General features: G+C 64.7%; 21 protein-coding genes. 7 read left to right on the top strand and 14 right to left on the bottom strand.

What is annotated here, in order from left to right; translation table 11 throughout:
- Window positions 1-123: 123 nt before the first annotated feature.
- From DQW77_RS10625 to DQW77_RS10615, 3 genes are all read left to right on the top strand, one after another.
- A complete protein-coding gene (locus DQW77_RS10625) occupies window positions 124-1,416 on the top strand; it encodes a capsule biosynthesis protein (protein WP_113258200.1) in 1,293 nt (430 codons plus the stop codon).
- Window positions 1,417-1,568: 152 nt separating this feature from the next.
- Window positions 1,569-2,651 carry a polysaccharide biosynthesis/export family protein gene (locus DQW77_RS10620; RefSeq protein ID WP_113258199.1) on the top strand — a complete coding sequence of 361 codons (1,083 nt, stop codon included), beginning with the start codon at window positions 1,569-1,571 and terminating at the stop codon, window positions 2,649-2,651.
- A gap of 6 nt (window positions 2,652-2,657) precedes the next feature.
- A complete protein-coding gene (locus tag DQW77_RS10615; protein ID WP_258523821.1) occupies window positions 2,658-4,679 on the top strand; it encodes a capsular polysaccharide biosynthesis protein in 2,022 nt (673 codons plus the stop codon).
- A gap of 64 nt (window positions 4,680-4,743) precedes the next feature.
- Here DQW77_RS10615 and ribD read toward each other — a convergent pair whose 3' ends face one another.
- The 12 genes from ribD to DQW77_RS10555 form a co-directional block, all read right to left on the bottom strand.
- Window positions 4,744-5,838: a bifunctional diaminohydroxyphosphoribosylaminopyrimidine deaminase/5-amino-6-(5-phosphoribosylamino)uracil reductase RibD gene (gene ribD, locus DQW77_RS10610; RefSeq protein ID WP_258523820.1), complete on the bottom strand. Its 1,095-nt coding sequence runs from the start codon at window positions 5,836-5,838 to the stop codon at window positions 4,744-4,746.
- Window positions 5,835-6,323: a transcriptional regulator NrdR gene (gene nrdR, locus DQW77_RS10605; RefSeq protein WP_113258197.1), complete on the bottom strand. Its 489-nt coding sequence runs from the start codon at window positions 6,321-6,323 to the stop codon at window positions 5,835-5,837. The genes ribD and nrdR overlap by 4 nt, the downstream gene beginning before the upstream one ends.
- 204 nt (window positions 6,324-6,527) lie before the next feature.
- Window positions 6,528-6,947 (bottom strand): secondary thiamine-phosphate synthase enzyme YjbQ, encoded by a 420-nt coding sequence (locus DQW77_RS10600; protein ID WP_113258196.1) that lies wholly within the window; start codon window positions 6,945-6,947, stop codon window positions 6,528-6,530.
- Between the two features lie 202 nt (window positions 6,948-7,149).
- The gene (gene rpoD, locus DQW77_RS10595; RefSeq protein ID WP_113258218.1) at window positions 7,150-9,177 is read right to left on the bottom strand and encodes an RNA polymerase sigma factor RpoD; all 2,028 of its coding nucleotides are present in this window, start codon (window positions 9,175-9,177) and stop codon (window positions 7,150-7,152) included.
- Between the two features lie 118 nt (window positions 9,178-9,295).
- The gene (gene dnaG, locus DQW77_RS10590) at window positions 9,296-11,239 is read right to left on the bottom strand and encodes a DNA primase (RefSeq protein WP_113258195.1); all 1,944 of its coding nucleotides are present in this window, start codon (window positions 11,237-11,239) and stop codon (window positions 9,296-9,298) included.
- A 77-nt stretch (window positions 11,240-11,316) separates the two neighbouring features.
- Window positions 11,317-11,625 (bottom strand): hypothetical protein, encoded by a 309-nt coding sequence (locus DQW77_RS10585; RefSeq protein ID WP_113258194.1) that lies wholly within the window; start codon window positions 11,623-11,625, stop codon window positions 11,317-11,319.
- Window positions 11,626-11,679: 54 nt separating this feature from the next.
- The gene (locus DQW77_RS10580) at window positions 11,680-12,231 is read right to left on the bottom strand and encodes a sarcosine oxidase subunit gamma (RefSeq protein WP_258523819.1); all 552 of its coding nucleotides are present in this window, start codon (window positions 12,229-12,231) and stop codon (window positions 11,680-11,682) included.
- Window positions 12,224-15,154 carry a sarcosine oxidase subunit alpha family protein gene (locus tag DQW77_RS10575; protein ID WP_113258192.1) on the bottom strand — a complete coding sequence of 977 codons (2,931 nt, stop codon included), beginning with the start codon at window positions 15,152-15,154 and terminating at the stop codon, window positions 12,224-12,226. The genes DQW77_RS10580 and DQW77_RS10575 overlap by 8 nt, the downstream gene beginning before the upstream one ends.
- Window positions 15,151-15,447 carry a sarcosine oxidase subunit delta gene (locus DQW77_RS10570; RefSeq protein ID WP_113258191.1) on the bottom strand — a complete coding sequence of 99 codons (297 nt, stop codon included), beginning with the start codon at window positions 15,445-15,447 and terminating at the stop codon, window positions 15,151-15,153. The genes DQW77_RS10575 and DQW77_RS10570 overlap by 4 nt, the downstream gene beginning before the upstream one ends.
- Window positions 15,448-15,522: 75 nt before the next feature.
- The gene (locus DQW77_RS10565) at window positions 15,523-16,776 is read right to left on the bottom strand and encodes a sarcosine oxidase subunit beta family protein (RefSeq protein WP_113258190.1); all 1,254 of its coding nucleotides are present in this window, start codon (window positions 16,774-16,776) and stop codon (window positions 15,523-15,525) included.
- 146 nt (window positions 16,777-16,922) lie between these two features.
- Entirely contained in the window at window positions 16,923-17,606 is a 684-nt protein-coding gene (locus DQW77_RS10560; RefSeq protein WP_258523818.1) for a DUF6151 family protein, read from the bottom strand.
- A complete protein-coding gene (locus DQW77_RS10555) occupies window positions 17,527-18,957 on the bottom strand; it encodes a Glu/Leu/Phe/Val dehydrogenase (protein ID WP_113258188.1) in 1,431 nt (476 codons plus the stop codon). The genes DQW77_RS10560 and DQW77_RS10555 overlap by 80 nt, the downstream gene beginning before the upstream one ends.
- Window positions 18,958-19,303: 346 nt before the next feature.
- Between DQW77_RS10555 and DQW77_RS10550 the strand changes: the two genes are divergently transcribed.
- From DQW77_RS10550 to DQW77_RS10540, 3 genes are read left to right on the top strand one after another with little or no spacing between them, the layout of a single operon-like run.
- Entirely contained in the window at window positions 19,304-21,082 is a 1,779-nt protein-coding gene (locus DQW77_RS10550) for a pilus assembly protein TadG-related protein (protein ID WP_258523817.1), read from the top strand.
- Entirely contained in the window at window positions 21,079-21,615 is a 537-nt protein-coding gene (locus DQW77_RS10545; RefSeq protein WP_113258187.1) for a TadE/TadG family type IV pilus assembly protein, read from the top strand. The genes DQW77_RS10550 and DQW77_RS10545 overlap by 4 nt, the downstream gene beginning before the upstream one ends.
- Window position 21,616: 1 nt before the next feature.
- The gene (locus DQW77_RS10540) at window positions 21,617-22,177 is read left to right on the top strand and encodes a TadE/TadG family type IV pilus assembly protein (RefSeq protein WP_113258186.1); all 561 of its coding nucleotides are present in this window, start codon (window positions 21,617-21,619) and stop codon (window positions 22,175-22,177) included.
- A 19-nt stretch (window positions 22,178-22,196) separates the two neighbouring features.
- On the opposite strand, the gene DQW77_RS10535 is transcribed toward DQW77_RS10540, so the two are convergent.
- Both DQW77_RS10535 and DQW77_RS10530 read right to left on the bottom strand, forming a co-directional pair.
- Complete coding sequence (locus DQW77_RS10535; protein WP_113258185.1) at window positions 22,197-22,667, bottom strand: hypothetical protein; 471 nt, start codon at window positions 22,665-22,667, stop codon at window positions 22,197-22,199.
- Window positions 22,668-22,722: 55 nt separating this feature from the next.
- Entirely contained in the window at window positions 22,723-23,667 is a 945-nt protein-coding gene (locus tag DQW77_RS10530; protein WP_113258184.1) for an NAD(P)-dependent oxidoreductase, read from the bottom strand.
- A gap of 338 nt (window positions 23,668-24,005) precedes the next feature.
- Here DQW77_RS10530 and murJ point away from each other — a divergent pair, with 338 nt between their 5' ends.
- Entirely contained in the window at window positions 24,006-25,544 is a 1,539-nt protein-coding gene (murJ, locus tag DQW77_RS10525) for a murein biosynthesis integral membrane protein MurJ (protein ID WP_113258183.1), read from the top strand.
- Window positions 25,545-25,552: the final 8 nt, after the last annotated feature.

Below are 25,552 nucleotides of genomic sequence, written 5' to 3'. Positions count from 1 at the left end.
CTCTGCCTTGCCGTTCACGTAGCCGCCCGGGCCGGCATCGGCAAGACGGCTCCACGGTGCGGACTTACTTTCGCCCAAATCCTGGGCTATCGAAGGACACGCAGGCAAGGGATGATATAAGACATGCATCACCCGACGGGACAAGATCGCGTGTTCCTGTTCCTGCAGGGGCCGCACGGACCGTTCTTTCACCGGCTGGCACGAATGCTGCGCCGGGCCGGCGCGCAGACATGGCGCGTGGGATTCAACGCCGGCGACCGCGCGATGTGGCCCGACCGCCACAGTTACATCCCGTTTCGCGGCGCGCCGGGGGACTGGCCCGAGACCTGCCGGCGGCTGATCCGCGAAAAGAACGTCACCGATATCGTGCTCTACGGCGACACGCGCCCCATCCATGCCGAGGCGGTGACCTCCGCGCGGGCCGCCGGGCTGGGTATTCACGTCTTCGAGGAAGGGTATCTGCGGCCCTATTGGGTCACCTATGAACGCGGCGGCAGCAATGGAAATTCCCGGCTCATGGACATGGACGTGGCACAGATGCGTTCCGATCTGGCGCGCTCGGACATGGACAGCGCCCTGCCCCCCGCAAGCTGGGGCGACATGCGCCAGCATATCTTCTGGGGCGCGGCGTATCACGGTGTCGTCCTGCTGCTGAACCGCAGCTACCGCAATTTCCGGCCACACCGGGCCCTTGGCGTGGGAAAGGAATTCCGTCTTTACCTGCAGCGATTGCTTTTCATGCCCTTTCAGGCGGTGGAGCGGCGCATCGCCACGCTGCGCGTTACGCGCGGCGGCTTTCCCTATCACCTTGCGTTGCTGCAACTGGAACATGACGCGTCGTTCCGTACGCACTCGCCCTTCGAAACGATGTCGGACTTCCTTGAAACCGTGATTTCCGGGTTCGCAAGGGGTGCGCCACCGCATCACCACCTCGTGGTCAAGGCCCATCCACTCGAAGACGGGCGTGTACCGATCCGCCGCGACCTGCGGCGTCTGGCACGCGAACACGGTGTCAGCGACCGCGTGCATTACCTGCGCGGCGGCAAGCTGGCACGGCTTCTCGACGAGGCACGCACCGCAGTCACCGTGAATTCGACCGCTGCACAACAGGTGTTGTGGCGCGGCATTCCGCTCCGGACCTTCGGCGCAGCGGTCTATGCCAAGCCGGAATTCGTCTCGAACCGGCCGCTGGCGGAATTCTTCGCGGCGGCCGAACGGCCCGACCGGCGCGCCTACGCCGATTACCGGCGTTATCTTCTGGAAACCAGCCAGATCGCCGGCGGGTTCTATTCCGCCAAGGGGCGCCGGCAACTTCTGCGCCAGGCGGTGGACATGATGCTTTCCCCCGATGATCCCTACGATGCCCTGCGCCGTGGCACCGCGGCGCCGCGGCAACAGTTGAAGGTGGTCACCTGAACCGGGTCAATCTCGGCGCTGGATTTTTTCCCACCAATCCATTACCCTACCGCCAAAAGCCGAGGCAGAATAAAACAGGTCGAGGAGACCGAGCAGTGAAACCCCGTTCCTCCCGTTGGGCGCGTTCCGTCGCCCTTGTGCTGATTGCTGCGATGATCTCATCCTGCGGCAACATCCTTCCACGCATGGGGCCCAACAAGCGTGAAATCTATGCGGGGTCGGTACAGCGCCAGGGCGATGCCTTCGTCGTTTCAGTGAACGATCGTGTGACCCGCGCCACCGCCGTGCAGCCCGCCCTGGGGTTCACCGACGAGTTCCGCAACGCCGGCCGCCTGGGGTCCGATACGATCCGCCCCGGCGATACACTCGGCCTGACGATCTGGGAAAATGTCGATGACGGGCTGCTGGCCGGGGAAATGGGCAACCAGACGGTGCTCGAGGAGGTGCAGGTCGACGGGGCCGGGTTCATCTTCGTGCCCTATGCCGGACGCATCCGCGCCGCCGGCAATTCTCCCGAGGCAATCCGCCGGATCATCACCTCGAAGCTCGATGAACAGACTCCCGATCCCCAGGTCCAGGTCCGCCGCGTGGCCGGCGACGGTTCCACCGTGTCCGTGGTCGGCTCCATCGGCGCTCAGGGGGTTTATCCGATCGAGCGGCCAACGCGGACACTTTCGGCAATGCTGGCCGCCGCGGGGGGCATCACCATTCCCGCCGAGGTGGCGCAGATCACCGTGATCCGGGGCGAGGAGCGCAGCAAGGTCTGGTTCCAGGATCTCTACAAGAATTCCGATTTCGACATCGCCCTGCGCGGCGGCGACCGGGTTCTCGTGGAACAGGACACCCGGGCCTTTACAGCGCTTGGCGCCACCGGCGCGCAGGCCCGCATCCCCTTCGAAACCCAGACCCTCAGCGCCGTCGAGGCGATCGCGCAGGTTGGCGGCCTTGTGGCCAATGCCTCGGATCCCACCGGCGTCTTCATCATGCGCAACGAACCGGCGGCCATCGCCAATCAGGTGCTGGGCCGCAACGATCTGGTCGGCGCACAGCGCATGGTCTACGTGCTCGACCTGACCCAGCCCAACGGCATGTTCATGGCGCGCGACTTCTCGGTACGCGATGCTGATACGCTCTATGTCACCGAGGCGCCGTTCACCCAGTGGAACAAGGTCATATCCGCCCTTACCGGAACGCTCAGCACGGTCGATACTGTCAGCAGCCTCGCCGGGGACTGACTCGCCGTGACCCGGCAGACCGAAACGGGCTTGCCTCCGGACGGCACACGGCCCGTCACCACCCGGTATTTCAACGCCGGTTTCGCGTATCAGCGCCGCATTCGGCGCATACTCGATCTGGCCGGCTACCGCCTCGTTCCCGGGCGCGCGGGGCCTGACGCACCGGTGGCCGTCTGGGGCCGCAGCCCCTACGCCGCCAGGGGAGAGGCCGCCGCCGCACGCCGGGGCGCGCCCCTTCTCAGGATCGAGGACGCTTTCCTGCGCTCCATCCGGCCGGGCCGCGCGGGCGGGCCATCCCTTGGCCTCGTGATCGACCGCACCGGAGTGCATTTCGACGCCGCCGCGCCATCCGACCTCGAAACCCTTCTGGCAACACACCCGCTTGACGACACCGTGCTGATGAATCGCGCCCGCGCCGGGATCGCGCGCCTGCGCGAAGCGCATCTGAGCAAGTACAATGCCTTCGATCCCGCCACGCCCTGCCCCGCGCCAGGCTATGTCCTGGTGATCGACCAGACCCGCGGCGATGCCAGTATCCGTCACGGCGGCGCCGGGCCGGACACGTTCCGGGACATGCTGGTTCAGGCCCAGACGGACCATCCCGGCGCGCCGGTTCTGATCAAGACGCATCCCGAGACCCAGGCCGGCCACCGCCGCGGCCATTTCGGCCCGGCCGATGCCACCGGCCGCGTCCGGCTCTTCTCCGATCCGGTCAGTCCCTGGTCGCTGCTTGACGGGGCGGTCGGCGTCTACACCGTCAGCTCGCAACTCGGCTTCGAGGCGATCTTCGCCGGTCACCGCCCGAAGGTCTTCGGGCAACCCTTCTATGCCGGCTGGAACCTGACCGAAGACCGTCACCCGTCACCGCTGCCGCGCCGGGGCCGCAGGCTCAGTGCTGCGCAGCTTTTCGCGGCATCGATGATCCTGTACCCGCATTGGTACGATCCTTACACCGACCGGCTCTGCACCCTTGAAGAGACGATCGCCACGCTCGAAGCCCATGCCCGCGAATGGCGCGAGGATCGCAGCGGCTGGAACGCGCATGGCATGCGTCTGTGGAAACGCGCGCCCTTGCAACGTTTCTTCGGGCGGTATCGGCGCGTCACCTTCACAGCCGGACGGGCGAAAGGCCGCCGCGCGATGGTCTGGGCGGGCCGGGCGTCCGACGCGCCCGACGACGCGGTCCGGATCGAGGACGGCTTCCTGCGTTCGCGCGGTCTTGGCGCCGAGCTGGTGCCGCCCCTGTCGCTGGTCTGCGACGACCTGGGAATCTACTACGATCCCGCGCGACCCAGCCGCCTGGAACACCTTATCGCCGCGCGCAGCACCCTGCGCCCGGATCAGCGCGACCGGGCCGAGGCGCTGACCGCGAGGCTGCGTCGTGACGGGCTGTCGAAATACAATCTGGGCCATGCGGCGCCCGACCTGCCCGGCGGCCACCGCATCCTCGTGCCCGGCCAGGTTGAGGATGACGCCTCGATCCGCCTGGGTGCGGGCGACATCGTGACCAACCACGCGCTTCTGGAACGGGTCCGCGCGGAAAACCCCGGGGCAACGATCCTCTACAAGCCGCACCCGGATGTCGAGGCCGGCCTGCGCACCGGAAAGGTTGCGCCCGAAGCTCTTGAAAGGCTCGCCGACGCCGTAGTGAACCATGCCGACCCGGCGGCCCTCCTCACCATGGTGGACGAAGTCTGGACCATGACATCGCTGATGGGGTTCGAGGCGCTGCTGCGCGGCGTGCCCGTGACCACCACCGGCGCACCCTTCTATGCCGGCTGGGGCCTGACCCGCGATCTTGGCCGCGTACCGGCACGGCGCAATGCGCGCCCCACCCTCGCCGGGCTGGTCCACGCCGCCCTGATCGACTATCCGCGCTACCGCGACCCGGTGACCGGCCTGCCCTGCCCGGCCGAACTTGCCGCGGAACGCCTTGCCACCGGCCCGATCCCGCATCCGGGCCGGGCCAATCGCTTGCTGGCCAAGGTCCAGGGCGCATTTGCCTCGTACGCCGCACTCTGGCGCTGACCCGCAACCCGCCTGCTCAAGACATCACCGGCGGCCACTTGCCGGCGCGGCATCCGCCGGGCAGTCAGGCCCTTGTCCAGCGATGCATCACGTCACCGGCCAACGGTCGGGCCTCCTGAAGATCGAACCGCGGCGCCGCCTCAAGCGCATCAAGCCCCAACGCACCGATCGCCGGCAAACCCTCCGCACCGATCGCCAGACCGGCCGAGAAGCCCACCAGCTCGTCCACGGCATCATGCGCCAGCAAAGACGCGGCCAGGGCCCCGCCCCCCTCGCACAGAACGCTGGTCAGACCGCGTGCGCCCAGCATTTTCAGGACCGAGGCCGGGTCCAGTTGCCCGGCGCGCACCTCACACGGCAAGAGCGTTGCACCCGCCGCCTCCCAAGTGGCAGCGGTCGCGGTGTCGATCTCCGGCCCGTGACATAGCCACAGCGGCACGTCATGCGCGCTCCGTGCGAGATTCGAGTCCGGCGGAAGGTCCAGCCGCCGCGACACCACGACACGCACCGGCTGGCGCTCCACCCCCATGCCACGGGCGGTGAGCATCGGATCGTCGGCACGCGCCGTACCCGCCCCCACCATCACGGCATCATGCCGCGCCCGCAAGGCGTGTACTGTCCGCCGCGCCTGTGGCCCGGTGATCCACTGGCTCTGCCCTGATGCGGTGGCGATCCGCCCGTCGAAGGATGTTGCCAGCTTCAGCGTGATCCGGGGGCGCCCCTCGGCCACGCGGAGGCGGAACCCGGCCAGATCACGCGCCGCCTCCGCCTCCATCACGCCGGTCTGGACTGCCACACCCGAGGCACGCAGGATGTCGAAGCCGCGCCCGTCCACCCGACGGTCGCTATCACGGAACGGGGCGACGACCCGGGCCACCCCGGCGGCCACCAGGGCTTCGGCACATGGCGGGGTCTGTCCGTGATGCGCGCAGGGTTCGAGGCTTACATAAGCCGTTGCGCCATGCGCCGCCGCGCCCGCTTGCGCCAGGGCCACCGTTTCGGCATGGGGCCGGCCACCCGCCGCGGTGCGCCCGCGCCCCACGATCCGGCCCTCCCTCACGAGGACACATCCGACCGCCGGGTTGGGCCAGCACTGGCCCTGGCCACGCCGTCCCAATGACAGCGCCAGTGCCATGAAACGGGCATCTTCCGCGCTCACGCGTCCGGCTTGTCTTCGGCCGCCGCCACCTCTGGCTCCGGGCGCAGCTCGCTCACGAACCTGTCGAAATCATCCGCCGCCTGGAAATTCTTGTAAACGCTGGCAAAACGGACATAGGCCACCGTGTCGATCCGTGCGAGGCTTTCCATCACGATCTCGCCCACGGTCTTGGAGGGAATGTCGGTGTCGCCCATGCTTTCCAGCCGGCGCACGATGCCGCTGATCATCTGCTCGACGCGTTCTGGTTCCACCGGGCGCTTCTGCAGCGCGATGCGGATCGATCGTTCCAGCTTGTCACGGTCGAAATCCTCGCGCCGCCCGTTGGTTTTCACGACCACCAGATCGCGCAACTGCACCCGTTCATAAGTGGTGAACCGTCCCGCGCAGGCCGGACAGAACCGCCGCCTGCGGATCGAGACATGCTCCTCTGCCGGTCGCGAGTCTTTCACCTGTGTTTCGATATTTCCGCAAAACGGGCAGCGCATCGGCCTTCCCCTCTTCTTCTCTGCCTCGGCTCATGGGTCTGATGCCCATTTATCCACAGTCACTATAGGCCAGCCGCAAGGTTTTGGGTAGCCCAAAATCCGTGCCACCAGATACGGGTTGATGCCGTCTTCCAGCGCCCCTTGGCAAAATCCGACCGGATCACGACATGGAATGACGGGACGCTTTCGAGCAGGAATGCCGTCTCATGGTCCGATATGCGCCGCCACCTGCCGGGTGTGCGGCGCATTTCTGTGCTCGACCACATAGAGTCCCTGCCAAGTGCCCAGGTCCATGCACCCGCCCACCACCGGGATCTGAAGGCTGACCGGCATCATCGCGGCCTTGATATGGGCGGGCATGTCGTCGGGGCCTTCCTGGGTGTGGGTGATCCAGCCCATCGCCGGGTCCGAGGATGGCGGCACGAGGCGATGAAAGAATGTCTGCAGGTCGTGCTGCACCCTCGGATCGGCGTTTTCCTGGATCAGCAGGCTCGCGGAGGTATGGCGGATGAACAGCGTCAGCAGCCCGTCGCCTGCCCCCGCCGCGCGCAGCCATTCGCTCACCTCCGCGGTGAACTCGTAAAGCGCGGGGCCGCGCGTGGAAATGGTGAATGTGGTCCGCACGGGCGCCAGACTACGCCGCGGCGGCTCCTTCGACAACGGGGCCGCAATTATTCCTCTCCGGTAAACTCCCGGAGCCCCGCGGGCATAATGTGACTTCTCTTGAATCAGCGTGGAGGTGGATGGGTGCAAGCACCATCGTATGGGCCGTGGATGCCAGCGATGCTGTCTGCTCTTCCAATAAGTCCACTTGCAACACTCCAGATCACTGATCCAGGAAACTCCGCAGCTTCCGCGACCGGCTCGGATGCTTCAGCTTTCGCAGTGCCTTGGCCTCGATCTGCCGGATGCGTTCGCGCGTCACCGAGAATTGCTGGCCCACCTCCTCGAGCGTGTGGTCGGTGTTCATGCCGATACCGAAGCGCATCCTGAGCACGCGCTCCTCGCGCGGGGTGAGCGAGCTGAGGACCCGCGTGGTGGTTTCCTTGAGGTTGTCCTGGATGGCGCTGTCCAGCGGCAGGACGGCGTTCTTGTCCTCGATGAAATCGCCGAGCTGGCTGTCCTCCTCATCGCCTATGGGCGTTTCCAGGCTGATCGGTTCCTTGGCGATCTTCATCACCTTGCGGACCTTTTCCAGCGGCATCTGCAGCTTCTCGGCCAGCTCTTCCGGCGTCGGCTCGCGGCCGATCTCGTGGAGCATCTGGCGGCCGGTGCGCACCAGCTTGTTGATTGTCTCGATCATGTGAACGGGGATACGGATGGTGCGCGCCTGATCCGCGATGGAGCGGGTGATCGCCTGCCGGATCCACCAGGTGGCATAGGTGCTGAACTTGTAGCCGCGGCGATACTCGAACTTGTCCACCGCCTTCATCAGGCCGATGTTGCCCTCCTGAATGAGATCAAGGAATTGCAGGCCCCGATTGGTGTATTTCTTGGCGATGGAGATCACCAGCCGCAGGTTGGCCTCGACCATCTCCTTCTTGGCCTGGCGCGCTTCCTTCTCGCCTTTCTGCACCTGGGCGACGATGCGGCGGAATTCGGGGATATCCAGCCCCACATACTGCCCCACCTGGGCCATGTCGGCGCGCAGTTCCGCAACCTTCTCGGGAGAGCGTTCCATGAACATCTGCCAGCCGCGCCCGGGCTTCTGCGCCATGTCATCCAGCCATGTGGGATCAAGCTCGCGGCCGCGATAGGCTTCGACAAAGTCCTTGCGGTTGATCCGGGCCTGATCGGCCAGCTTCACCATTGCGCTGTCGATCGACATGATCCGCTTGTTGATCCCGTAAAGCTGGTCGATCAGCGCCTCGATACGATTGTTGTGCAGGTGAAGGGAGTTGACTAGTTCGACGATTTCCGAGCGCAGTTGCTGATACGTCTCCTCCTGCTTGGAGGAAAACGACCCGTCCTCGTTCAGTGTCGCCGAGATGCGGCTGTCCTGCATCTCGCTGAGTTTTTCGTAATCCTGGGCGATCCGGTCCAGCGTCTCCAGGACCTTCGGCTTGAGCGCGGCTTCCATCGCCGCGAGGCTCATGTTGGCCTGTTCTTCCTCCTCGTCGTCCTCCTCCTTGGCGATCGGGTTGCCGTCGGCATCAAGCTCCGGTCCGTCATCGTCCTTGGCGGTCTTCGCATCCCGCGACTCTCCGGTGGTGTCGGCCGCGCCCGGTGCCGCGGCGACGTTGGCCGCCTCCACCACCGGATCGGTGGCTGCCACCTCCTCGTCACCAATCTGATCGCCGAATGTCGTTTCGAGGTCGATCACGTCCCTGAGCAGGATGTCCTCGCCCAGAAGTTCGTCACGCCAGATGGTGATGGCCTGGAAGGTCAGCGGGCTTTCGCACAGCCCGGCGATCATCGTGTTCCGCCCTGCCTCGATCCGCTTGGCGATGGCGATCTCGCCCTCACGGCTCAGGAGTTCGACGCTGCCCATCTCGCGCAGGTACATGCGCACCGGATCGTCGGTACGATCAAGCTTTTCCTCCTTGCCGGACCCGAGAGCAACCTCGCCTTTCTTGCCGATTTCGGCGACCGCGGTGGATTTGCCGTCCTCTTCCTCGGCCTCTTCGGACTCGATGATGTTGATGCCCATTTCCGAAAGCATCGACATCACGTCTTCGATCTGTTCGGAGGACACCTGATCAGGCGGCAGCGCCTTGTTGAGCTGGTCGTAGGTTATGAAACCCTTCTCACGGGCCTCGCTGATCATCTTCTTGACCGCGGCCTGGCTCATGTCCAGCGAAAGCTCGGCCTCCTGTTCCTCGGGCTTCTGGTCGTCGGCATCCTTGGCGGCCATGTAGTGCTCCTGAGCAATGGTCGGATCGGGCGATTCGCCCAAGGCGAATCAATAACGCGTCACAGTGATTCGCACACCCGTCTACCCTGATTTCTTTGTTGGTTCCTCACCAATTTCTTCAACTACCCGGCTTGTCGAAGCCGATCCGCCCAAGCAGATTTTCGAAGGCTTCGCGTTCCCGGCGGTTCATCCGCGCCCCGTTGTCGCCCGTTTCGTACTCGATCCGGTCCTCCCCGATGCTCCGCAGGGCATTGTCCCGGACCCTGGCCGCCTCGCTCAAACGCCAGGTTACCGCTTCGTCCGCAACCCCCGAAAGATCCTCTGCTGCCTCCGAAACCTCGGCCTTGAGGCCGCGATCCGCGGCGATCTTCTCCAGCTCCTCGGCAACTGTCTTGTGCGCCAGCTCCGCGTCACCCGGACGCCGGATTGCGGGCGTTATCGCGACATGGGGCAAAGCCCTGAGCTTTTCAAGGGCTTGTGTCCCGAGCGCAGCACTGATCGCCGCTTCCAGCGCGTCCTTTCCCTCGTTCGCATGCAGCAACAGCAGATCGCGCAGGCGGGCATGGGTCGCGTCGCGGCATTCCAGTGTCTCGAGCCCGGATTCGAAACCGCCGCAGGCCTCGGGCGTCCCTGCGAGTGTGGCCAGGATCACCGCCTCGCGCAGATGGTCGCGCACCCCATCCCCTGCCGTGACAAGCAAGGAAGATTTGGTTCCGGCGCGTGCACCCGGGATCGGTTGCCAGCGGCCGCCCCGCGCCTTCGCCGCAGGACCCTGCCGCGGATTGAAGAGCTTCCATCTGAGATCCTTGATCGCCTGTCCGTAATGGCTGCGGATCGAGGGATCGCGAATCAGCCCGATCTTGGCGCGCAGCTTCTGGTCGAGGGCAGCCCGCCGTTCGGGGCTGTCAAAGCTGCGCCCGGCGGTCTCGCGTTGCCACAGCAACTGCACCATCGGCAGCGCGGACCCGACAAGCGCCCGCACCGCCGCCGGTCCTTCGGCGCGGATCAGGTCATCGGGATCGGTATTCTCGGGCAGGATCGCGAAACGCAGGCTCTTGCCCGCCTCCAGAAGCGGCAAAGCCGTGTCGATCACCCGATGCGCGGCCCGCAGGCCGGCCTCATCCCCGTCGAGCGCGATCACCGGTTCGTCCGAGATACGCCATAGATGCGCAAGCTGCGCTTCGGTCACCGCGGTTCCGAGCGGGGCCACGGCAGCATCGAAACCCGCCGCGCCAAGGGTGATGACATCCATGTACCCCTCGGCAACGATCAGGGGCTGACCCTTGCCCGCCGCCTCCCGTGCCGGCCCGTGATTGTAGAGAGTTCGCGACTTGTCGAACAGCTCGGTCTCGGGCGAATTCAGATACTTGGCGTCTTCCTCGGGATCGAGCGCCCGGCCACCGAAGGCGATGCAACGTCCGCGCGGATCCCTTATCGGGAACATGATCCGGCCGCGAAAGGTGTCGTATGGCCGGCCGTTCTTGCGGCCGGGCTTGGCCAGACCACAGGCGAGTATCTGCTTTTCGGTCACGCCACGCCCGGTCAGGTGATCCCACAGATCCTGCCAGGCCGCCGGGGCAAAACCGATCTCGAACCGGTCGCGGGTTTCGGCGTTCAGCCCCCGGCCCTGCAGGTAATCGCGCGCTGCGCCACCGGCCGCACTTTGCAGGCGCAGCCGGAAATGGCGCACAGCCATCTCCATGACCTCTGCCAATTCATCGCGATGGTCGGCCTTCGCTTGCGCCTGTGGATCGCGTTCGGGCATCGGCATGCCAGCTTCCTGCGCCAGGATTCGAACCGCCTCCATGAAATCCACATTTTCCGTCTCGCGGACGAAGCTGATGGCGTCACCCTTGGCATGACAACCGAAACAGTAATAGAAACCCTTGCGATCATCGACGTGGAAAGAGGCGGTCTTTTCCTGATGGAACGGGCATGGCGCCCACATGTCGCCCTTGGCCTGGTTGGATTTTCGCGTGTCCCAGATGACCTTGCGCCCGACCACCTGCGAAAGCGAGGTTCGGGTGCGTAAATCGTCCAGGAAACCAGGGGGCAAGCTCATTCCGGTAATATGGGGCATCGCGGCGTCCGCGCCAAGCCCGGAACGCCACAAGCACAGCCCGGGGCTGTGGTGCGGGTTTACTGCTTGTAGTCGCGGCAGGATGCCTCGAACACGCTGGCCACCTCAGGTGTGAGCTGAGACTCCTCCAGCGCGAAAACCCAGTCCACAAGCGGCTTGACCGAAGGCCTGAAACGCGCCTGCACCGCCGTTTCGCCGTCCGTGAGGGCCTCGGTGACAGCGGCCCTGGCTGTCCCCTTGCCACGCAGCGCAACCGCCTGTTCCACGATACCGGCCTGCGCCGCGCAACGCTCCTCGCGCTCGGCGTCCGTTTCGGCCAGCGCAGGCATTGCAGCAAGGCAAAAACCGAGAATTGCAAGACGGATCATGGCGGCACCTCCTGAAACCGGGCTGAAAGTCGGTCCTCTCGTGGCGGAGTGTTGTCAGCCTTCATGCCGCGCGGCAACCCCCTCCATCGCGACCTGCAGATCATGGGCGAGTGTTTGCGCGAAGGCCCGGAAAACCATGATCTGGTAACTCTGCCCACCCAGCCGCGTGATCGAGGCCATCATGTGCCTGAGATCGGTTCGCGCAGTGTGCCCGTTCTTGAAAACCCCATCGCGCAAGTCGATCGGAGTGAGGCGCATGAGAACCTCGCGGGCCTGCGGCCCCTGAAGCCGCGCCACGGCCCAGGCATCCGACTGATCGGTCAGCGCGGCATGCGCCGCCAGCGATGGATCAGGGGCCGGTCCGGCCAGAAGAATCATCCTTTGCCCGAACCAGATCGCCCGCGCGCCCTCGCGCCCGGTAATCCGGCCCGGCCCGGGCGCCGACATTCCATGCGCGGCCTTCAACGCCTCCGACAATGCCGCATCCTGCCCCCGCCAAGGCGCGATCGACGTCATGAATCCGCAATCGGCTTCGGTGACGGTCTGGTCCCCGACGGTCAGCGACAAAAGCCCCTGCAGGGGCGTCCTTGCGGCAAGTCTAGTCACGGGTGCGCCCTCCTTCAGGATCGAACTGCACCGGGGCCTGCACTTCGCAAAGTGTCTCCACCTCGCCGAGGTGGTCGACCATGCGCACCACCTCGCCATGCCGTGCCCGACCGTTTCGGAGAAATCCCAGCCCCAGGAAATGCCCGAAGGTGGGCGAGAACCCGACCGAGGTGATATAGCCCTGATCGTTCTCGCGCACGGCCGATGCATTCTTGTCGAACAGATGGGCACCGGCGATCAGCATCTTCACGGCCCCCACCGGCTTGAGTCCGACAAGTTGTTCGCGCTCCGGGTCGGTCAGCCCCGGCCGCTCGGCGGCGGCCTTGCCGATGCAGTCCTTGTTCGGACTCACCATACGCTCCATGCCGATGTCGAAGGCCGTGGTCCGCCCGTGGATCTCGGCATGGGTGATGAACCCCTTCTCGAGCCGCATCACATTGAGCGCCTCCATGCCGTAAGGTCCGCCGCCCATCCCTTCCGCACGCGAAACCAGATCGCGAAACAGGCTCTCGCCATAGCGCGCCGGCACTGCCAGTTCGTAGGCGTGCTCGCCCGAGAACGAGATGCGGAACAGGCGCCCTTCGATGCCACCGACACGCACCGGACCGCAGGCCATGAACGGCCAGGTCTGCCCGTCGATCGTATGGTCAAGCACCTCGTTGAGCAGGTCGCGTGATTTCGGTCCGGCCACGGCGAACTGTGCCCATTGCTCGGTGACCGAAACAAAGCGCACGTCGCAATCCGGCAGCAACCCCTGGTGGACGAATTCCAGGTGCCGCATCACCTCGCCGGCGGCGGCGGTGGTGGTGGTCATCAGGTAGTGCTGATCGCCCAGCCGCGCGGTGGTGCCGTCATCCATCACGTGCCCGTCCTCGCGCAGCATCAGCCCGTAGCGCACGCGCCCCGGCTTCAGCGTCGAGAAGGTGTTGGTGTAGACGAAATCAAGGAAACGGCCCGCGTCCGGCCCCTGGATGTCGATCTTGCCCAGAGTCGAGACATCGGCAATGCCCACGGCCTCCCGGACCAGGCGAACCTCGCGGTCGCAGGCCTGTCGCCAATGCGTCTCGCCCGGGGCGGGGAAATAGCTCGGCCGGTACCAAAGCCCCACCTCGATCATCGGGGCGCCTCGCCGCCGACTGGCCTTGTCCGAGGTTGTCAGCCGCTGCGGTGCGAACCCCTGCCCCTGCGCGCCCGCGCCAAGGGCCGCGATGCTGACCGGCACGTAGGGCGGCCGGAAGGTCGTGGTGCCGGTTTCGGGGATGCCGCGCCCGGTTGCGTCGGCCAGCACCGCAAGGGCGCCGATGTTGGAATTCTTGCCCTGGTCGGGGGCCATCCCCTGCGTGGTGTAGCGCTTCATGTGTTCGACAGAGCGGAAATTCTCCATCGCCGCTTGCCTGACGTCCTTCACGGTCACGTCGTTCTGGAAATCCAGCCAGGCACGGCCCTTGCCCGGTACATGCCAGAGCGGCGCCAGCCCACAGGGCGCGTCCTCGGCGCGGGGCACGTCCATATGCGGTGCACGACGGCCGAGATCCTTCAGCGCGTCAACTGCCGCACCGATACCGTCAACCAGGCAGGCACGGGTCGAAAATTCACCGCGGCAGGCGCCTGCCGGCCACATGCCGGGCACCGCCCCGTCGGCTGGCACGAACGCGGCAATGTCGGGTTTCCAGACCGGCCGCGCGTTGAGGTGACAGCTCAGATGCACCGCCGGGTTCCAACCACCGGATACGGCCAGGCACTCGGCCTGCAGCTTCTCGGTGCCGGCGGCCGTGGCGATGGTGATCGCCTCCAGACCGTGACGCCCATCGGTGTTGCAGACCTGTCCGCCGGGATAGAACGGCACGTCGAGACCGGTCCGGGCGTGATGTCGCGAGTCGACAAGGGCGCTCACATGAACGCCCGCGGCGATCAGATCCGCGGCGGTACGGTGTGCATCGTCGGAATTGCCGAACACCGCCACGTTGCGCCCCGTTGCGACGCGCCAGCGATTGACGTAAGCCCGCACCGCCGAGGCCGTCATCACACCGGGCCGGTCATTGTTGGCGAACGCCACGGGACGTTCGATGGCGCCCGTCGCAAGCACCGCGCGTCGCGCCACGATGCGCCAGAACGTCTCGAGGGGGGCGCCAGCGCGCGCCGCCACGTCCGGCGGCAACTTCTCCAGCGCCCCGTACGTGCCCTGGTCATGGGCGCCGGTGACGGTGGTGCGTGTCATGACCCGCGCATTGCCGGTCTCCAGCAACTCGTTGGTGATTTCTTCGGCCCATTCGCGCCCCGGCATGCCGTCGATCTCGTGGGTCTCGGCATTCAGCCGCCCCCCGGTGCGCACGTCTTCGTCGACCAGGATCACATCAGCACCGGCCCGCGCCGCCGTCAAAGCCGAGATCAGACCGGCAGGCCCCGCCCCGATCACCAGAAGATCGCAATGCGCGAAGGCCTTTTCGTAGACATCGCGATTGTGCTGTCCCGACAGTGCGCCAAGCCCCGCGGCCCGACGGATCAGTGGCTCGTAACCCCTTTCCCAGAAGGATTTCGGCCACATGAACGTCTTGTAGTAGAACCCGGCCCCCAGGAACGGCGCGGCCAGGTCGTTTATCGCCAGCAGATCCCGCTGCAGCGAGGGCCACCGGTTCTGGCTGCGTGCCTCCATCCCCTCGAAAAGTTCCAGCGCGGGGGCGCGGAGGTTGGGTTCCTGCGCGGCCCCGCTGCCAAGTGTGACAAGCGCGTTGGGTTCCTCGCTGCCGGCGGTCAGGATGCCGCGGGGACGATGATACTTGAACGACCGCCCGACCAACCGCACATCGTTGGCGAGAAGCGCCGAGGCCAGTGTATCACCTGCCAGGCCCTCGTAGCTGCGGCCGTCGAATCGGAAATTCAACCGCCTGTCCCGGTCAATGAGGCCCGCGCCCTCGATCCTCATTTCCGCACCCCCCCGCCACGTTTCCCGGCACCGCGGACAACGTCACTGGCCAGCCGGGTATCGAGCACCTCGTGGCTCACGGTGTTGCGGGTGACCACGATCCAGGCCGCACAGCCGGTTTCGTGATACCACAGATCGCGCGTCTCCCCCGCGGGATTGTCGCGCGTGTGGATATAATCATCCCAGGCAGCATCGCCCGCATCCGGGTCCGGCCGGTTCAGGGCCACTGCATCGCCCTTGTAATGGAACTCGCGCCGATCGCGCTCTCCGCATACGGGACAGGTGATCCTCATTGCCGCCCTCCTCGCCCCGTCGCGGGCTTCATCTTTCCGGAAATACTCATCATCCCGTCCTCCGCCTAGGGCGCCTCAATGCAGGTTGTGCTGGGCACCGGTGCCTTCCTCGTCCATGAGGCCGCGCCCGGTGAGGAAACGGTCCAGCCTGAACCGGGCCGCCGGTTCGTGATGCCGGCCTGTCGCCACCAGATGCGCCATGGAATAGCCCGACCCCGGCACCGCCTTGAACCCGCCGTAGCACCATCCGCCGTTGAAATAGAGCCCGTCAACGTCGGTGCGGTCGATGATCGGGCTGCCATCAGGGGTCATGTCCATGATTCCGCCCCAGCTGCGAAGAAGCTTGGCCTTGCCGATCATCGGCATCAGGGTCATGCCCGCCTCCATGACGTGCTCGGCCATCGGCAGATTGCCTCGGGCGGCATATGAAGCATGAAAATCCAGATCCCCCCCGAAGACCAGCCCGCCCTTGTCGGACTGGCTGATGTAGAAATGTCCCATCCCGAAGCTGACCACGTGGTCGATGCAGGGTTTCAGCCCCTCGGTCACGAAGGCCTGCAGGACATGGGATTCGATCGGAAGGCGCATGCCGGCCATGGCCGCCACCTGGCTGGAGCGTCCGGCGACGACAATCGCCACCTTGCCGGCCCGGATCGCGCCGCGGGTCGTCTGCACGCCCCTGACCTTTCCGGCGTCGATGTCGATGCCCGTCACTTCGCAATTCTGGATCAGGTCCACGCCGCGATCCGACGCGCCGCGGGCGAACCCCCATGCCACCGCGTCATGGCGCGCGGTGCCGGCCCGGCGCTGCAGCAGCCCGCCATAAATGGGAAAGCGCGTCTGCTCGTAGTCGAGATAGGGCAGGACGCGCCTGAGATCGTCCGGGGTCAGAAGGTCCGCATCGTCGCCCTGATTGCGGATCGCGTTGCCGCGCCGGATCGCCGCATCGCGCTGCGCGTCGTTGTGAAAAAGCGCGATCTGTCCGCGCTGCGAATGCATGACATTGTAGTTCAGATCCTGCTCCAGCCCCTCCCACAGCTTCAGGGAGTGCGAATAGAACTCCGAATTGCCCGGCAGGAAATAATTGGCACGGACGATCGTGGTGTTGCGCCCCACGTTTCCTCCGCCCAGATAACCTTTCTCGAGTACCGCGACATTGGTGATACCATGGTTGCGGGCAAGGTAGTAGGCCGTGGCAAGACCATGACCACCGCCACCGATGATCACCACGTCATAGGCATCCTTCGGCGTGGCGTCACGCCAGTGCGGAGTCCATCCCCGGTTGCCCGTCAGGCCTTCCTTGATAACGCGCAGTCCCGAAAAGCGCATTCAATGATCTCCCTGCTGGCCAGCGGCCCGCCCCCGCGGCGGCGCCGCGCGGAGTGAACCAACTCGCATCGGTGATAGCAATGGGGCATTGGCCCTCCACCGGATTTTTCGACAGCAAGAGATCCGGAAAAGCCTGTGAACCGGTGCTAACCCGGCCGCGCCTTGCGCCGCTCCTCCCGCGTGAGAACCCGAACCGGTGCATCGAGCCCGGAAAGCGGGTTGCGCGCGGCCCGTCGCGAAAGCCATGCCATGATCATCCGTGACATGATTCCGGCCCCGGTCCGGGCAAAGCCCTCGTCGCGGGCCGGCGCATCGGGCCCCCGGGCCGACGCGGTAAAGACACGCGCCCGCACCGGCCCGAGGCGTGACTCAAGTTCATCCGCCTGCCCGTCCGTGCCACCGGGCCGCAGCACGACCCCCAGAAAAGGCAGTGACAAGCGTGGCAGTGTGTTGAAAAGCGGCGTCCCGCAACAGCCCGCGTGCCATCGCATGAGTCCTTTCGGCGACAGTCTCAGGATGGCCAGGTGCCGCGCCCCGGCCAGGATCTCCAAGCGGTCCGGCGTGGTCTGGTAGATGTCAGTGCCGCCAGCCGGATCGAGCACATCTTCCGCCACCCCGAGAAAGCCCGCCGCGCTCTGGCAATCGGAACAGTAGCAGACGGCGCGCGCGCCGGCACTTTTTCCCGGCACATGCAGTCGGGCCGACACGGCCCCGCATGAGCAGGTCAGGCCGACCACGCCCGCCAAGAATTCAGAGTCCGAGCGCCCGATAGCTTGCCGCGACCTTGTCGATCGAGACCAGATAGGCCGCGGTCCGCAGGTCTTGCACATCCTCGCGCTCGTGCCAGACCTCGCGGATCTGCTGGTATGCGTTTCGCATCGTGTCATCCAGCCCCGAACGAACCAGTTCCAGTTCACCCGCCCCGCGCAGGTATTTCTGCTTGAAATCGGGCGACATGCCCCATGCATCGCCAAGATGTTCGTCGAGTTTCTCCAGTTCACCGACGATAAGTTCGTGGCGCGCCTCTTCCTGACGCCGGCCCATGCGACCGAAGCGGATATGGCTGAGGTTCTTGACCCATTCGAAGTAGGATACCGTCACACCGCCGGCGTTGGCATACATGTCCGGTATGATCACACAGCCTTTCTCGCGCAGGATTTCGTTGGCACCTGCCGTGACCGGGCCGTTGGCCGCCTCGATGATCAGCGGTGCCTTGATCCGCTCGGCATTCGATATGTTGATAACCCCCTCAAGGGCCGCGGGGATCAGGATGTCGCATTCGTTCTCGAGGTATTTCGAACCGTCGCGCACGTATCGTCCGGAAGGGTAGCCGTCCACGCCGCCATGCTTGGCGATCCATGCGCGCACATCATCCACATCCAGGCCGTCCTCGGACATCAGCCCGCCGTCGCGTTCGATGACAGCGGTAATCTTGCAGCCGTCCTGATCCGCAAGGAACTTGGCCGCGTGATAACCCACGTTGCCCAGCCCCTGCACGATCACGCGCTTTCCGTCCAGCGTGCCCTTCATTCCCGCCGCCTTCACGTCCTCCTTGTGGCGGAAAAATTCCTGCAGGGCGTATTGCACGCCGCGCCCCGTGGCCTCGGTCCGGCCGGCGATTCCGCCGGCATTGACGGGCTTGCCCGTCACACAGGCGCGGGCGTTGATGTCCGTGGTGTTCATGCGCCGGTACTGGTCGGCAATCCACGCCATCTCGCGTTCGCCTGTGCCCATGTCGGGCGCCGGCACGTTCTGGCTGGGATGGATGAGATCGCGCTTGGCCAGCTCATAAGCGAACCGGCGGGTGATCTGTTCCATCTCGTGCTCGTCCCACTCGCGGGGGTCCACGCACAACCCGCCCTTGGAGCCACCGAAAGGCGCTTCGACAAGAGCACACTTGTAGGTCATCAGCGCCGCCAGCGCCTCGACTTCATCCTGATTGACCGCCAGTGAATATCGGATGCCGCCCTTCACCGGCTCCATATGTTCCGAGTGGACACTGCGATAGCCGACGAAGGTATGAATCTGCCCGCGCAGCCGTACTCCGAAACGCACCGTATAGGTGGCATTGCAGACGCGGATCTTTTCCTCCAGCCCCGGCGGCAAGTCCATCAGCGCGACAGCGCGGTTGAACATCAGGTCCACACTTTCGCGGAAACTCGGCTCTTTCACTGCGTTCATCGTATTCCTCCCTTGACCGGCGCACAGCGCCGCCCGGCGGTTCGTTTCATTTTCGCCGGACTTGTGTGAGCATCGTTAAATGATGCGACAATTTTGTCCACCCATTGCCGTAATACTGCCGTATCGCATTGAAATTCATCATCCCGAACGCGGCATCTGACACCAGGGGGAAACAATCCGGCGCACGGCTCCGGATCATTGCCGGGACAACGTGAATCGCCGCAATTTCCCCAAATCCTGCCCTAATTTCGCCATAGCAAACGTTAATCTACGTTCTGCAAGTCCGGCCTGATCTTGCATCCGACTCACACGTTCGGGGGCATCAGAGGCCAGAGAGGTTACAGACGTGAGCATTGAAAAACGCCATACCACCGGACATTTCCCGGCAGCGGGCGGAGCGTTCCGCATATTGCGAAAGCACTCTGCCGCGTTCCTGCGTGGCGAGGACGGGGCGGTGATCGCCCTTACACTCTTTCTGCTCCTGCTGATGCTTGCCGCAGGCGGTCTGGCCATAGACACGATGCGCCACGAGATGAGCCGCGCCAAGCTTCAGAACACGCTGGACAGCGCGGTTCTGGCCGGGGCCGGCGCACCCTTCGGCTCGGACGCCAAGGCAATCGTCGAGGATTATTTTCTCAAGGCCAACATGGCCCAGTACCTGCACGAGATCGACGATGACGGCGAGGGCGAGGATGACATCATCACCACCCTCAATTCGACCAAGGTTTCGGCCAACGCCAGCATGCAGCTGAGTACCTACCTGATGAAACTTTCGGGCGTCAAGACGCTCGGCGCCGCGGCAGCCTCCACCGCGGAAATGCGGGTGCCCAAGCTCGAGGTGGCGCTGGTGCTCGACGTCTCCGGCTCGATGGGCAGCAACAACAAGCTCGGCAACCTCAAGACCGCGGCCAAGGATTTCGTATCCACAATCCTCGGGGCCTCGGAAATCGGCGACACGGTGGTTTCGGTGGTGCCCTTCAGCTGGTCCGTCACCCCGACCGAAACGATGTTCAACGCCCTAGCCGTGGACCAGACGCACACCTATTCAACCTGCCTGCGTTTCAAAACGAACGATTTCGGGCACGCCACGCTCACATCGGGCGCCTCGGCCACCAGCAACGGCGTGCCGGTGGACCAGATGGTGTATACCTCCCTTTACGGCGATTGGCAGGATCTGACATCCGGCTGGCGCTCCTGCTTCACCGACGACTACATGGAGATCCTGCCCTACTCGATCAGCGAATCGGACCTTCACAGCAAGATCGACGCGCTGCGCGCCGACGGCAACACCTCCGGCCACCAGGGCATGAACTGGGGCGCGGCGATGCTGGACCCGACATTCCGCACGGTCAGCAATAATCTTCGTTCCGCCAACGAGATGGACGGCTCTCTGGACGACGTGCCCGCCGACTACGACGAGCCCGAAACGCTCAAGGTCATCGTGATGATGGGCGACGGCCAGAACACCACATCTTACTTCTTCGACAAGAGTTCCCCGCAATACCGCGGCCCGAACTCCGATCTTTACCGCGTGACCCACCAGGAACAGGAATTCGACTACGCGTTCGACATCTACAACCCCTCGCGGGAATGGCACGAAGACTGGGTAGAGCAGTACTGCCACCTGTCCTGGCTCGAATGCGTCTATCGCGTGGACGGGCCGGTGGTTTCGTCCTACTACCTCCGCGATCCCAGCCCGGAACGCTACTATGACCTCGAAGATGACGACTGGATCTCGGCATCGGAATTCGACGACCTCGAGGACCAGAGCGGCTTCATCGACAAGGAACGTCTCGATTGGGAAGAAGCCTGGGGCATGATGTCGCCGCGCTTTTACGGCGAAACCACCGGCAACTGGGGCCCCTGGAACGATTACGTGAGTTCCGAAAGGCTGAACGGCGGGGAAAAGAACAGCCGGATGCTCGATACATGTGCCGCCACCAAGACCGAGGGCGTGGTCGTCTTCACCATCGGCTTCGAGATCAGTCGCGGAGGTACCGCTGAAACCGTGCTGGAAACCTGCGCCTCATCGCACGCGCATTACTACCGCGCCGACGGCATCAACATCACCGACGCCTTCAGCTCCATCGCCGCGAACGTCGTCAACCTGAGGCTGACTCAATGATCGCGCGCATCCGTAAAATGTTTTCAAGGCTCTGGGGCGACGAGGACGGCAGCTTCGCCATGGAGTTCATGCTGATCTTCCCGGTCTACCTGGCGCTGCTGGGGATGTCGCTGGAACTGAGTCTCATCACCCTGCGTCACACGATGCTGGAACGCGGGCTCGACATCGCCGTGCGTGACATCCGCCTCGGTACGGGGACCGCCCCCAAGCATGACGAGATCAAGGCCACGATCTGCGACCAGACCCTGATCATAGCCAATTGCAACAAGAACCTGCGGCTTGAAATGATGCCCACCGACATCCGCAGCCTCGGCGGGCTGCCCGATGGCACGGATTGCACCGATCAGGAGGAACCCACCAAGCCGGTCCGCCAGTTCACGCCGGGCCAGCAGAACCAGCTGATGCTGTTGCGGGCCTGCGTGAAATACGATCCGCTCTTTCCGACGTGGCGGCTGGGACGGGCACTCGACACCGATTCCAGCGGTCAAGCCGCGATCGTGTCTATGACCGCCTTCGTGCAGGAGCCGCTCTGACATGATCCTGAACCGCTTCATAAACCGCCTGCGGGGCTTCCGCGAGGATGACGAAGGCTCGATCATGATCGAAGCCGTGGTCACGCTGCCATTGCTGATCTGGGTGCTGGCCGCGACCTACGAGTTCTTCGAGGTCCACCGCTACAACAGCGCCAGAGACAAGGCAAGCTATACCGTCGCCGACATGATCTCGCGCGAGATGGGCACCGTCACGCCGACCTATATCGACAACACCAAGGAACTGTTCGACAGGATCACCAACGATGACGGTGTCAACCAGTTGCGCATATCCGTGATCAAGTACGATGCCGAGGACGACGAGTACTTCATCGGATGGTCACAGGTGCGCGGATCGGGCGCGATGACGCCGCTGCGCGACGCGGACGTCGAGAACGACCACGCGGAACTGCCCATCATGGATGACGGTGAAGAAGTCATCGTGATCGAATCGGTTTCGTCCTATCCATCCATCTTCGATGTCGGGATCGACGATATCACGGTTGGCACGAGGGTGGTCACCAGTCCCCGCTTTGCGCCGCAGATCCTTTTCGACGACGGCTGAGGGCGCATCACGGCAGACCTCATCGTTGTGCCAAAAGGGCGCCAAGAGCATCGGCCATTGCCTTCGTCTGTGCCCGCGAGGTGACGCCGCCCACCCCAATTCGCCGGCCCAGACACCACCACATGCCCGGCTCCCAGCGTGCGGGCACGGCCTGATCGAGCCTCAGGATGAATCCGTTCGAGGGTTTGAACGCGAACATGCCCCGATCCAGCGACCGGATCCGCCCGATCGGCGCGATGACACTGCCATCCCCGGCATGAAGCCCTTCATCGGTCAGGATCAGCCGGCCCGCCGTCGCACGCCGCATCCGTTCGCCCCCCCAAAGTGCCAGCAACCCGGTCAGGACGAGGAAAGCCTGCCAGACCGGGCCGGCGGGGGGATGTGCCAGTGCCAGCCAGATCAGAAGACCGCCCAGAAGCACCAGCGTGACCACGCCGAAAACGCGCCTCGGCGCCGATGCGCCGATAGTGATCAGCACCTGACCCTGCATTCGTTGTCTCCCTGTCGGCACCCTGTCCGCCATCCGCGTCCCTGGCGCCGTGCCGTCAACGGCGCGGATAAACCTCAGCACCCGCCTCTTCGGGCTCCTCATCGGACAGGATCGGGGGAAATCCCGGTGCTGTCACACTGCGTCCGGTCGCATCCTCCAGACGGCGAATGATGTTCGACGACCATTCCCGCGGACCATACCGGGCAATGCCATCCTGGAAAAGGTCTACGAGAAGCGGGTTCAGCTCCAGCGGCACGCCGGCACGGTCCGCGACGCCCTGAAACAGGCCGATATCCTTGGCGACAAGATCCATCGTGAAGGAAATATCACGGCTCCCGTTCAGGATCACCTGACTCTCGGTCTCGTGCACGAAGGAATTGCCCGAAGATATCCGTATCGCCTCGTAAGCGACATTGAGATCCATCCCGGCCGAGTCCGCAACCGAAAGCGCCTCGGCCACGGCCACCAGATTGGCTGTCGCCAGGAAATTGGTCAGCACTTTCAGGACGCTGGCACTGCCGAGTTCACCGGTATGCAGAACCCGCCGTCCCATGACGGTAAGAAGCGGGAGAATGCGGTCGAAAACCTCCCTGTCACAGCCGGCGAAAATGCTGATATTGCCCGTATCAGCCCGGTGGCACCCGCCGGAAACCGGACAATCCACAGCCGCGCCGCCACGCTCCGATACGAGCGCGCCAAGCCGCCGGACCTCGGTTTCATCGGTGGTCGACATTTCCATCCATATCTTGCCTGGGCCGATCTCGGGCAGCATCTCGTCCATCACCGCCGCGCTTGCCGCGGGGTTTGGCAGACACGTTATGACCACGTCGCAATCTCGCATCATTCGTGCCGGACTGGTGCCGGGTATCGCACCACGCGCCACGAACGTCTTGACGAGTTCGGGGTCCAGATCATGGACGCTTATTCCAATATCGTTGCGAAGCAGGCTGCCAGACAGCTTGCCGCCAACATTTCCCAGCCCTACGAAACCAACCTGCATATGCCTCTCCCTCAATCCGGCGCCGCAATCGGCGTCACCGTTTCGGGATTCGCCCGGGTTGTCACGCCCTTTCGCAATCCTTGCGGTTTAAAGGTTGTTGCATTCAATCCGAAACGGTCCGGAGACGGGCACGCGCCCACCCGGACGGGCGCGTGCCCGTCGCGGGTGCGCCGGGCGGGTGGCTCCGATCCGGCGCAACGTGCTCTTGTCCGAACCGCCAAAAGATCACTCAGCGGCACCTCCCTCGCGCGGACCGGCAAGGATCACCGAACTCTCCCTTCCACCGTCCGGTGCGATCCGCTACTTCTCGATCAGCCACCCCTGTCCGAGGCCGGTCCATGAAACCAATCCGTCTGCTCACGGGCGTGCTCACAGTCAGCTTCTGGACTCTGATGAGCCGGGTTCTGGGGTTTGTCCGCGACGTCCTGATCGCCAATTTCATCGGCCCTGGCCCGGTCATGGACGCTTTCGTGGCGGCATTCCGGCTGCCCAACATGTTCCGCCGTTTCTTCGCCGAAGGCGCTTTCAATGCTGCTTTCGTTCCGATGTTCTCCAAGCGGCTGGAGGCGGGTGAAGACGCCGAAGGCTTCGCGGGCCTGGCCTTCGGCGGGCTGGGCTTCGTGCTGCTGATCCTCACGGCGCTTGCGATGATCTTCATGCCGGCGCTGGTCTGGGCCACTGCCGAGGGCTTCGCGGGGGACGAACGCTTCGGCCTGGCGGTGGAGTTCGGCCGGATCGCCTTTCCCTACATCCTCTTCATCTCTCTGGCCGCGCTGCTTTCAGGAGCCCTGAACGCCGCGGGGCGTTTTGCCGCCGCCGCTGCCGCTCCCGTGCTTCTCAATGTTCTGCTGGTCAGCGCCATGACGGCCGCAGCCCTGACCACCGGGGCGGTCGCGCAGGCTCTGGTCTGGACCATCCCGATCGGAGGCGTGGCGCAGCTGGTGCTGGTCTGGATCGCCGCCGACAGGGCCGGTCTTCGCATCCGCCCCTCGCGCCCGCGCTGGACCCCAGAGATCGCAAGGCTGGTGCGTATCGCCATCCCCGCCGCCCTCGCCGGCGGGGTCATGCAGGTCAATCTTCTGGTCGGGCAGCTGGTGGCATCCAACTATGACAACGCGGTCAGCTGGCTCTATGCCGCCGACCGGCTCTACCAGCTGCCTCTCGGTGCGGTGGGGATCGCGGTCGGGATCGTCCTGCTGCCGGACCTGTCCCGCCGCCTCAAGGCCGCTGACGATACCGGCGCACGCGAGGCGCTGTCGCGGGCCACCGAGATTTCGCTGGCCCTCACCGTGCCGGCTGCCGTCGCGCTGGTGATCGTGCCGCTGCCGCTGGTCTCAGTCCTGTTCGAACGCGGTGCCTTCGGAAGCGACGACAGCGCCGCAACCGCGCTGGCGGCGGCAATCTATGGTGTCGGCCTGCCGGCCTTCGTGTTGCAGAAGATCCTTCAACCGCTCTACTTCGCACGCGAGGACACGCGCAGTCCGTTCCGCTATGCCGTCTTCGGGATGATCGTGAACGCGGTCGCGGCAGTCGGTCTTTCGGTGCTGATCGGATGGGCCGCCGCCGCCGTCGGCACGACCCTCGCAGGCTGGGCGATGGTGGGCCTGCTGGCCCGGGGGGCGCGACCGATGGGCGAAGTGGCACGCTTCGACGACAGGCTGAAGCGCCGGATATGGCGGATCATCGCCGCGGCCGCGTTGATGGGCGTGGTTCTTTGGATGCTCGTTCTGCCGCTTGCCCCTTTTTTCGCCCTGGCCGGACTGCGATGGATCGCGCTGCTCGTGCTCGTGGGCGCTGGTCTGGTCAGCTACTTCGGCGCCGGACACCTTCTGGGGGCGTTCCGGATGCACGAATTCCGCGAAGCGCTGCGCCGTTGAAGCCGGCG

Source organism: Roseovarius sp. TE539, assembly GCF_003298505.1.
In the GTDB taxonomy this organism is placed as follows: domain Bacteria; phylum Pseudomonadota; class Alphaproteobacteria; order Rhodobacterales; family Rhodobacteraceae; genus Roseovarius.
This window is presented reverse-complemented; position numbering and strand designations above follow the sequence as displayed.

Bases quoted from the DNA above. Each gene is read 5' to 3' on its own strand.
- DQW77_RS10625 (WP_113258200.1), top strand. From the start codon at position 124: ATGCATCACCCGACGGGACAAGATCGCGTGTTCCTGTTCCTGCAGGGG.
- DQW77_RS10620 (WP_113258199.1), top strand. From the start codon at position 1,569: ATGATCTCATCCTGCGGCAACATCCTTCCACGCATGGGGCCCAACAAG.
- nrdR (WP_113258197.1), bottom strand. From the start codon at position 6,323: ATGCGCTGCCCGTTTTGCGGAAATATCGAAACACAGGTGAAAGACTCG.
- rpoD (WP_113258218.1), bottom strand. From the start codon at position 9,177: ATGGCCGCCAAGGATGCCGACGACCAGAAGCCCGAGGAACAGGAGGCC.
- dnaG (WP_113258195.1), bottom strand. From the start codon at position 11,239: ATGAGCTTGCCCCCTGGTTTCCTGGACGATTTACGCACCCGAACCTCG.
- DQW77_RS10585 (WP_113258194.1), bottom strand. From the start codon at position 11,625: ATGATCCGTCTTGCAATTCTCGGTTTTTGCCTTGCTGCAATGCCTGCG.
- DQW77_RS10575 (WP_113258192.1), bottom strand. From the start codon at position 15,154: ATGAGGATCGAGGGCGCGGGCCTCATTGACCGGGACAGGCGGTTGAAT.
- DQW77_RS10570 (WP_113258191.1), bottom strand. From the start codon at position 15,447: ATGAGGATCACCTGTCCCGTATGCGGAGAGCGCGATCGGCGCGAGTTC.
- DQW77_RS10565 (WP_113258190.1), bottom strand. From the start codon at position 16,776: ATGCGCTTTTCGGGACTGCGCGTTATCAAGGAAGGCCTGACGGGCAAC.
- DQW77_RS10560 (WP_258523818.1), bottom strand. From the start codon at position 17,606: ATGTGCAAGACCTGCGGACCGCGGCCTATCTGGTCTCGATCGACAAGG.
- DQW77_RS10555 (WP_113258188.1), bottom strand. From the start codon at position 18,957: ATGAACGCAGTGAAAGAGCCGAGTTTCCGCGAAAGTGTGGACCTGATG.
- DQW77_RS10545 (WP_113258187.1), top strand. From the start codon at position 21,079: ATGATCGCGCGCATCCGTAAAATGTTTTCAAGGCTCTGGGGCGACGAG.
- DQW77_RS10540 (WP_113258186.1), top strand. From the start codon at position 21,617: ATGATCCTGAACCGCTTCATAAACCGCCTGCGGGGCTTCCGCGAGGAT.
- DQW77_RS10535 (WP_113258185.1), bottom strand. From the start codon at position 22,667: ATGCAGGGTCAGGTGCTGATCACTATCGGCGCATCGGCGCCGAGGCGC.
- DQW77_RS10530 (WP_113258184.1), bottom strand. From the start codon at position 23,667: ATGCAGGTTGGTTTCGTAGGGCTGGGAAATGTTGGCGGCAAGCTGTCT.
- murJ (WP_113258183.1), top strand. From the start codon at position 24,006: ATGAAACCAATCCGTCTGCTCACGGGCGTGCTCACAGTCAGCTTCTGG.